This window comes from uncultured Agitococcus sp., from assembly GCF_937920075.1.
GTDB lineage: Bacteria > Pseudomonadota > Gammaproteobacteria > Pseudomonadales > Moraxellaceae > Agitococcus.
This window is the reverse complement of record NZ_CALETI010000126.1, coordinates 24,964-33,285: the sequence shown is the minus strand read 5'-3', so window position 1 is coordinate 33,285 and position 8,322 is coordinate 24,964. Positions and strand designations below refer to the sequence as shown.

Genomic DNA, 8,322 nt, shown 5'->3' with positions numbered 1-8,322 from the left:
ATCAGCAAAAGTTAGGGTATGTCCTAAGTTGGAGAATGCTGGTTTATTGGCATATTTAACACAAGCATCTTTAAATAACTCGATAATTGTTGCATACGCTTGTGTATCTATTTGTCGTGCTATATTGTTTGGATACTTTCCCTGCCAAAAATCATTGTTATCCATCACTCACCTCTATACTTTAGAGCCTAAGTTCTATAGGCCCTATGTGGGTTTAGATTTCTTACTTATTAAATATCCTTTAAATGAGTTTCTAACACTCACCAATAAGTAAAATAATTGGAGCTATGGCAAATTATATCATGAATAGGACTTTGTACTTCACAGTCATATCAACATACCATCGTTAAACATCTTTTAAATATGAATCTACAAAAGCCCTATAGTCTAACCCAATACCCACTGCTCAATTTGAGCTTTACAATCTGTATTGATTGTTAATTGGCATTGTTCTGCTTGACTAGCCAATAATTTAACCTCAAGCTTCATTAATTCATCACGTCTAAAAAAGTGTATAGTTACCGTCTCACCTATGGCATAAGTAGCAAGATTTTTTTCAAACTGAGTCGTTACCTTTAAGCCATCAACAGCAACAATCAAATCTCCAGCCGATAAACCAGCAATATCTGCTGCACCGCCATGCCAAACATTTTGCAACTGATAACCACCATCAGCCATTTGCCCACGTACACCCAAACAAGCAGTTGCGTGTTGTTTTCCATTATCGTATTTATAACTTAACTGTATGCCTTGTTCTGACAATAACATCACAAAAGGCAATTCTTCTGTAGAATATAAACACTGATTAAAAAACTCGGCTAAATCTTGATGAATTAAACGCTGAGCAATTTCTTGAACAGTATTATTATTCACTCCTTTACCAACTTTGCCATAATTTAACCATAATTCACGCATTAGCATATCTAAACTAATTTTTTGCTGACTTAATTGCCGTAGTTTTAAATCTAAACACAAGGCAACTAATGCACCTTTTACATAATAACTAACCACACTATTGGGTGTATTTTCATCTGGTTTATAATATTTTGTCCACGCATCAAAACTAGACTCGGTGATGGTTTGTTTAAATCGACCTAAAGTTTTAATATGGCGAGTAATGGTTTGCGCCAATAAATCTAAATATTCTTGAGTAGAAATAATACCTGCACGTGCTAATAATAAATCATCATAATAAGAGGTAAAACCTTCAAACACCCATAATAATTCGGTGTAATTTTCTTGATTTAAATCAGGGCTTACTAAAACATCAGGTTGAATACGCTTAACCAACCAAGAATGAAAATATTCATGACTACATAACCCTAAAAAGGTTTTGTATTTTTCGCCAAGTTTTTGTTTGGGTTCTGTGGTTAAGGGCAAATCATCTCGCGAACATAATAAACTGGTGGAGCTTCGATGTTCTAAACCGCCATAACCACTACCCACCGCCATTACCTGAAATAAATATTGACTAAATGGCGGCTGTTCATCTCCCCAAAAGTTGATTGCTGCTTGGCAAATTTTTTGTAAATCATCCGCTAAACGTTGCGTGTCTGCTCGATGTTTGCCCGTAATCACCATTTTATGTGGCGTTTGGCCGCTAGTAAAACTTAGCTCGGTAAAATCAGCCATTTCTACAGGATGATCGACCAATTCTAAATAATTAGCCGCTTGATACAAGCCAAAACCGCGTTCATCAGTTTTTAGTTGCTCTAAGGTGGTTGCGACACGCCAATTGTCTTGCTCAGGTAAAACCAATTGTAGTTGATGTAACTGCTCTTCTTTGCCTTGAACAGCCAATAACAAACTTGTTCCGTTAAAATAGCCATGTGTTTGGTCTAAATGTGCGCCGCGTACCGATAAATCCCACGCATAAACTTCATATTCTAGGGTAATATCACCGCCTGTATATTGTTCGACCTGCCATTGATTTTTTGCTAATTTTTTGACATTTAATAACAAGCCATTGGCAGTTTTAGCCTTTACACTGCTAATATGTCGCGCAAAGTCACGAATCATATAGCTACCCAAAATCCAGTTTGGCAGCCAAACAATTTGCCCTGTCGGCTCAGGTTGGCGAATTAACAACGATACTTGAAAAAAATGACGACTTGGCTGTTGGGTAGAAATAGTGTAATAACACGCTGCGTGCATAAATTTTACCGTTTTATAGAATAATTGGATTAAAGAATGAACAACCCGCATCTTAGTACAGAAGCGACTTTATTATATTTACCCACACCCGATGGCCATAAAATTCCAATGCGCCATTGGCCTGTTAGTCAACCCCGTGGCGTGATTCATGTTGTGCATGGTATGGCTGAACATAGTGGTAACTATGATGATGTTGCAGCTTTTTTTAATCAACATCATTTTGCAGTTTTAGCACACGATCATCGTTGTCATGGCTTATCAACCACACAATTAGGTAATGTTGATAAAATTCAAAACTGGCAAGGCGTACTAGAAGATATGCCTTTAATTCATAATTGGATTAAAGCAACTTATCAGCAAACGCCGGTCATTATTGTTGGTCACAGCATGGGTTCTTTTGTCAGCCAACATTTTGTACAACATCACCCTCATGCGGTGCAAGCCTTAGCATTAGCTGGTTCAGACTTTTTACCCACTTGGTTTACAGGTGCAGCATCACGTTTAGCAAAAATTGAAACTTGTCGTCAAGGGGCAAATGGTCGTAGTGATTTAATTCATGGCTTGGCTTTTGGTAAATTTGGCAAGGCGATTAAAAATGCCCGTACCGAGTTTGACTGGTTATCACGCAATCCAGCATGGGTTGATAAATATATTGCTGATCCCTTATGTGGATTTAGAATGGCTAACGCCTATTGGCGTGAGTTCTTAAAAACTTTATCCGAAATTTATACCCCTACTGCCATAAAAAAAATTCCCAAAGAATTACCTGTTTATATCTTTGCAGGTTCGGATGATCCTGTTGGTCATAACAGTAAAGGCGTAAAAAAACTGGCTAACGCACATAAAAAATATCGTAAAGCCGAAATTACCTTAAAAATATATCATGAAGGCCGTCACGATATATTGCATGATAGCAATGCTAGTGAAGTTCGTTATGACTTATTGTCTTGGTTACTATCAGAATTACCTCGCTAAGCTACTAGCCAAATCAAATCATTCATCGTAAAATCCGCGCTTTAACAAGGTTAGCGGATTTTTTCTTGCGAAAAAACGTCATACTGCTATCTTTACCTTAGACGTTGATTTTTGGACTTCATTGTCACCATAAGCTTTTAAGCTTCATTTTCAGTTACGTTTTCATCCTAATAATAAAAAGAACCATCACACCAGCACAGGGCTTTTTGCTGCCTGTTTTGTTGTGATTGTTTTTAATTTTAGGATGTTCCATGAACAAATTACATCACATTGTCATCGTTGGAGGTGGCGCAGGCGGTTTAGGTTTAGCAACACAATTAGGTCACAAACTTGGTAAACGCAAACAAGCGAAAATTACCTTGATTGATGCCCATTTGACCCATATTTGGAAACCTTTGCTGCATGAGGTTGCGGCAGGTACGCTCAATTCATTTGAAGATGAGTTGAACTACTTTGCGCACAGTGTCAAACATCACTTCGACTTTCAATTAGGGCGCATGGTTGATATTAACCGTGAGCAAAAAAAAGTATTGCTTGCACCATTAATCAGTGAACAAGGTGAAGAAGTCGCACCTGCTCGTGCAATTAATTACGATACCTTAGTCGTTGCTATTGGCTCAACGGCTAATGACTTTGGTACACAAGGTGCCCGTGATAACTGCATTTTCTTAGATTCACGCCCCCAAGCCGACCGTTTTCAGCAACAATTTTTAAATATGTATTTGCAAGCTCATGCCTTACCTGCTGACAGTACTATTCCACCCGAATTAAACGTAGCAATTATTGGTGCAGGTGCAACAGGTGTGGAGCTTGCTGCCGAATTGCATCATGCTAGCCATGAGTTTGCTCGTTATGGCTTGGATGATATTCAACCTCAAAATGTCAAAATTACCTTAATTGAAGCAGCAGATCAGGTTTTACCAGTGTTACCACCACAAGTGTCCGCCGAAGCCGAAGCACAGCTCAAAGCCAAAGGTATTAACGTGTTAACTAAAACGAAAGTGCTTTCTATTCAAGCACATTATGTTGAGTGCGAAGGTGGTCAGCGTATTCCTGCCGATTTAAAAGTATGGTCTGCGGGCATTAAAGCTCCTGACTTTTTACAAAACATTGCAGGTTTAGAAACCAATCGTATTAATCAATTAGTGGTTAAACCGAGCTTACAAACCACCCGTGACAACAATATTTTTGCCTTTGGTGATTGTGCGTCTTGTACATTGCCCAATATGGAACGTCCTGTGCCGCCACGCGCCCAAACAGCTCATCAACAAGCCACGTATTTAGTTAAGGCATTAGCCGCTCATATCCACAATAAAACCTTACCTGTTTATAAATACAGTGATTTTGGTTCTTTAGTGTCTTTAAGTCATGGCAGTAGCGTGGGTAATTTGGTGGGTAATATTCATGTTCAAGGCAAAATTGCCCGTTTGATGTATGTGACTTTGTATCGTATGCATCAATATGCCTTACATGGTTGGTTTAGAACTTTGTTGTTATGGGCAAAAGATCAGCTCAATAAAAATGCAAGTCCAACGCTAAAACTGCATTAAGATTCATAAAAGCTACATTTTTTAGTACGCATAATGTAGCAATTGCAGTATTATCATCGGTCAAATTTGGGGCGGTATTTGTTAAGACAAATACCCCTTTCTTCTCACGGCCTCCGTGCCTAAAAGGTTTTTATTATGCAAATTTCTAATGACAATGTAGTCTCTATTGCCTACACCTTAACCAATGACGAAGACCAAGTAATTGATACCTCCGAAGGTGGCGCACCATTAGTGTATTTACACGGCGCACAAAACATTATTCCCGGTTTAGAAAATGCTTTAGTTGGCAAACAAGTTGGCGACAAATTAAAAGTATCTGTTGAACCTGCTGAAGGTTACGGCGAATATCAAGCTGAATTAGTACAAGTTGTACCTAAGCGTATGTTTGCTGGTGTAGACAACATTGAAGCTGGTATGCAATTCCATGCTCAAACAGACTATGGCATGCAAATCGTTACTGTTGCTGCGGTTGAAGGTGAAGACATCACTGTTGACGGCAACCATCCTTTAGCTGGCCAAACTTTACACTTTGAAGTTGAAGTGGTTGATGTTCGTGCTGCTAGCAAAGAAGAATTAGAACATGGTCATGTTCATGGCGAAGGTGGTCATCACCACTAAGCCATAAAAAAGCCTCGTTATAACGAGGCTTTTTTATTAAAATTATATAGGTTTAGAGCCATAACTACTGCGTGGACGTTTTGGCGGATCATTGCTCTCTTCGGCAGGAATCTGACGAATCTTTCCACCTGCTGCCAAGAAACGTTCCATTTCTTCCTCTAGTTGCCGACGTTCTGCTTCCTTACTAGAGACGGTTAATGTTTCAGCCACAGCAATAATATCACTGTCTTTTTCTTTGGTTGCAGTGCTGCCTTCTTCGCCTTCAGCTGGTTCACTTGCAACATCTGCCGCACCATCTGCATCACCTTCAGGCTCATCATCGACAGGATCAGCGGTTTCATCAAACTCATCATCATAATCATTCGTAGCCATTATCATCTCCTTTTTTGGGGATTGAAAATACTCAATATATAACAGGAAATTCTTACCTTTTTTTCAAAAAAATTCTAGCCTAAAAATCGCTATCCAAGAAACTTATGGTGCATTTGTTTATTATTTAGCTAATAAGGGTAAGTCGCCAGTTAGTCCCATTGCCTGTTTTTCAAAAAATTCTTTTAACCAAGCCGTTTTATTAACAAAACGTACGCCTTCATTACGTGCGACAATCATCGCTGGCCATTGTGCAGCATAAGTACGTTCTAATGCGGTCATACTATGCATTGTTAAGGCATTATGCGAGCGACGACGACGACTATATTTGCTTAATACTTGCAAATGGCCAATCGGCAAGGACTTCTGCAATGCCTGTTCTATTTCTTCTGCTAATACCGCAGCGTCTAATAAACCCAAGTTTACGCCTTGTCCTGCTAAAGGATGAATAGTATGAGCAGCATCGCCAATCAACACTAACCCATCTAAATAATAACGTTGCGCATGACGCGCCACCAACGGAAAGCTATAACGACGATCACAACTCAGCATGCGCCCCAATTCACATGGAAACGCTCGCTCTAAGGCTTGTAAAAACTGATCATCACTTAATGCCATTAAATTATGTGCTTCATCCTGTTGTACCGACCAAACAATAGAACAAAAGTGTGGATCAGACAGTGGCAAAAAGGCTAAAGGCCCTGTAGTTAAAAAATTTTGGCGCGCACAATCTTGATGTGGATGTTCTGTTTTAACAGAACAAACAATCGCTTGTTGTTGATAATCCCATGTATCTATCTCAATACCAGCCAACTGACGGACAACTGAAAATGCACCATCAGCACCAACAACCAATGGCGTATCAATTGTTGCACCACTCGCTAGAGTCACAGACCACGAACGAATACCTTTTTCTAATGCCACAACTTTATCAGGTGTCAATAAAGTGACTTGTGGACTGGCAATTGCTTGCTCAGTTAACGCCCATTGCAATAAACGATTCTCTAATAAACAACCAAGATGACTCACACCCAAATCATCAGCATGAAAATATAACTCTCCATGTCCTTGTTGTTCACGGACATACATACTGGTAAAAGGTGCAAATCGTTTTTTATCTATTAATGACCATGCACCCAAGGCTTTGAGCATATTTTCACTAGCACGGGTTAAGGCGGATACTCGTGGTTCGTATGGCTCTGAATTTTGTGGTTCAATTACCTGTTGGTTATCAATAATAATAATTTTTAACGGTAGATGTTTTAAAGCAGCCGCTAATAAACTGCCGACCATGCCTGCGCCAACAATAACAATATCTGCTTGCACAATTAACCCTTCATCAGTTGTTCAATATCAATCACCGATTTAGGAGCAGCATCGGTCAACACTTCATGGCCTGTTTTGGTCACCAAAACATCATCTTCAATACGAATACCAATACCACGCCAACGCGCTGCAACACGCTGATTATCAGGCGCAATATACAAACCTGGCTCAACGGTTAAGACCATGCCTGCTTCTAATTGCCGCCATTCGTCAGCTACTTTGTAATCACCCACGTCATGGACATCCATGCCTAACCAATGGCCAGTTCGGTGCATATAAAACTCACGATAAGTGCCTTGTTCAATATTGCCTGCTAATGAGCCTTCTAACAAACCCAAATCCAATAAGCCTTGCGTCAACACTTCAACTGCAACACTGTGCGGCTTATCCCAATGATTATCAGGGTGAACAGCATCAATGGCGGCTAACTGTGAGGCCAAAACGATGTCATATACTGCTTTTTGTTCACCTGAAAAACGACCAGAAACAGGAAATGTACGAGTTATATCTGCTGCATAATTATCTAATTCTGCACCTGCATCAATTAACACTAAATCACCTTTTTGCATTTGGCGACGATTTTCGATGTAATGCAAAATACAGGCATTTGCACCAGAACCAACAATGGTATTGTAAGCAGGTGCTGAACAACCATGACGCAAAAACTCATAAACCAACTCAGCTTCTAATTCATATTCATACATACCTGCTTTTGTTGCTTGCATAGCGCGAATATGCGCATTGGCACTAATCGTTGCTGCTTTACGCATGATTGCTAATTCTTCAGCACTTTTATATAAACGTAACTCATGCAATAAATGATTAAGCATCAATAATTCGGCAGGTGCTTTTGCCCCTTGACGAGCTTTAGCACGAATACTGTTTAACCAAACAATGACTTTATTATCAAATTCAGCTTGCCCACCCAAATTAACATATAACTTCTTTTTGCCTTCCATGAGAGTTGGCATAATTTCATCTAATTTGGCAATAGGATAAGACTCATCAGCACCATATTGCTCAATTGCCCCCTCTAAACCTGCCCGATAACCATCCCAGATTTCTTTTTCTTTGTCTTTTTCTCGACAAAATAAGACCACCTCCCCCAAAGGACGATTAGGAATCAAACATAAAACGGCTTCTGGCTCAGGAAAACCTGACAAATAATAAAAATCGCTGTCTTGGCGATATTTATAATCAGCATCACGATTGCGAATATGTTGCGGTGCAGCAGGTAAAATGGCGATGGAATCCTCACCCATCCATTGCATCAAGGCATTACGACGTTGAGTAAATTGTTGTCTAGGCAATAAAGAGTGCATAATGTTCA

The 8,322-nt window shown here is 39.6% G+C and carries 7 protein-coding genes; 3 read left to right on the top strand and 4 right to left on the bottom strand.

The genetic code is table 11. The annotated features are described in order from the left end of the window. Positions 1-387: 387 nt before the first annotated feature. Positions 388-2,154: a M61 family metallopeptidase gene (locus tag Q0212_RS04670; protein WP_297922928.1), complete on the bottom strand. Its 1,767-nt coding sequence runs from the start codon at positions 2,152-2,154 to the stop codon at positions 388-390. 36 nt (positions 2,155-2,190) lie between these two features. Here Q0212_RS04670 and Q0212_RS04665 point away from each other — a divergent pair, with 36 nt between their 5' ends. From Q0212_RS04665 to slyD, 3 genes are all read left to right on the top strand, one after another. Next, positions 2,191-3,129: an alpha/beta fold hydrolase gene (locus tag Q0212_RS04665; RefSeq protein ID WP_297922925.1), complete on the top strand. Its 939-nt coding sequence runs from the start codon at positions 2,191-2,193 to the stop codon at positions 3,127-3,129. Positions 3,130-3,380: 251 nt separating this feature from the next. After that, a complete protein-coding gene (locus Q0212_RS04660; protein ID WP_297922923.1) occupies positions 3,381-4,679 on the top strand; it encodes an NAD(P)/FAD-dependent oxidoreductase in 1,299 nt (432 codons plus the stop codon). A gap of 132 nt (positions 4,680-4,811) precedes the next feature. Beyond that, a complete protein-coding gene (gene slyD, locus Q0212_RS04655) occupies positions 4,812-5,297 on the top strand; it encodes a peptidylprolyl isomerase (RefSeq protein WP_297922934.1) in 486 nt (161 codons plus the stop codon). Between the two features lie 42 nt (positions 5,298-5,339). On the opposite strand, the gene Q0212_RS04650 is transcribed toward slyD, so the two are convergent. The 3 genes from Q0212_RS04650 to pepP form a co-directional block, all read right to left on the bottom strand. Further along, a complete protein-coding gene (locus tag Q0212_RS04650) occupies positions 5,340-5,669 on the bottom strand; it encodes a hypothetical protein (RefSeq protein ID WP_297922921.1) in 330 nt (109 codons plus the stop codon). 120 nt (positions 5,670-5,789) lie between these two features. Continuing rightward, complete coding sequence (locus Q0212_RS04645; RefSeq protein WP_297922919.1) at positions 5,790-6,992, bottom strand: UbiH/UbiF/VisC/COQ6 family ubiquinone biosynthesis hydroxylase; 1,203 nt, start codon at positions 6,990-6,992, stop codon at positions 5,790-5,792. 2 nt (positions 6,993-6,994) lie between these two features. Continuing rightward, on the bottom strand, positions 6,995-8,314 hold the full coding sequence (gene pepP / locus Q0212_RS04640; protein ID WP_297922915.1) for a Xaa-Pro aminopeptidase: 1,320 nt from the start codon (positions 8,312-8,314) through the stop codon (positions 6,995-6,997). Positions 8,315-8,322 lie beyond the last annotated feature (8 nt).

What these genes read in the sequence shown, in the direction of transcription:
- Q0212_RS04670 (WP_297922928.1), bottom strand. Translation starts at nt 2,154, where the DNA reads ATGCACGCAGCGTGTTATTACACTATTTCTACCCAACAGCCAAGTCGT.
- Q0212_RS04665 (WP_297922925.1), top strand. Translation starts at nt 2,191, where the DNA reads ATGAACAACCCGCATCTTAGTACAGAAGCGACTTTATTATATTTACCC.
- Q0212_RS04660 (WP_297922923.1), top strand. Translation starts at nt 3,381, where the DNA reads ATGAACAAATTACATCACATTGTCATCGTTGGAGGTGGCGCAGGCGGT.
- Q0212_RS04650 (WP_297922921.1), bottom strand. Translation starts at nt 5,669, where the DNA reads ATGGCTACGAATGATTATGATGATGAGTTTGATGAAACCGCTGATCCT.
- pepP (WP_297922915.1), bottom strand. Translation starts at nt 8,314, where the DNA reads ATGCACTCTTTATTGCCTAGACAACAATTTACTCAACGTCGTAATGCC.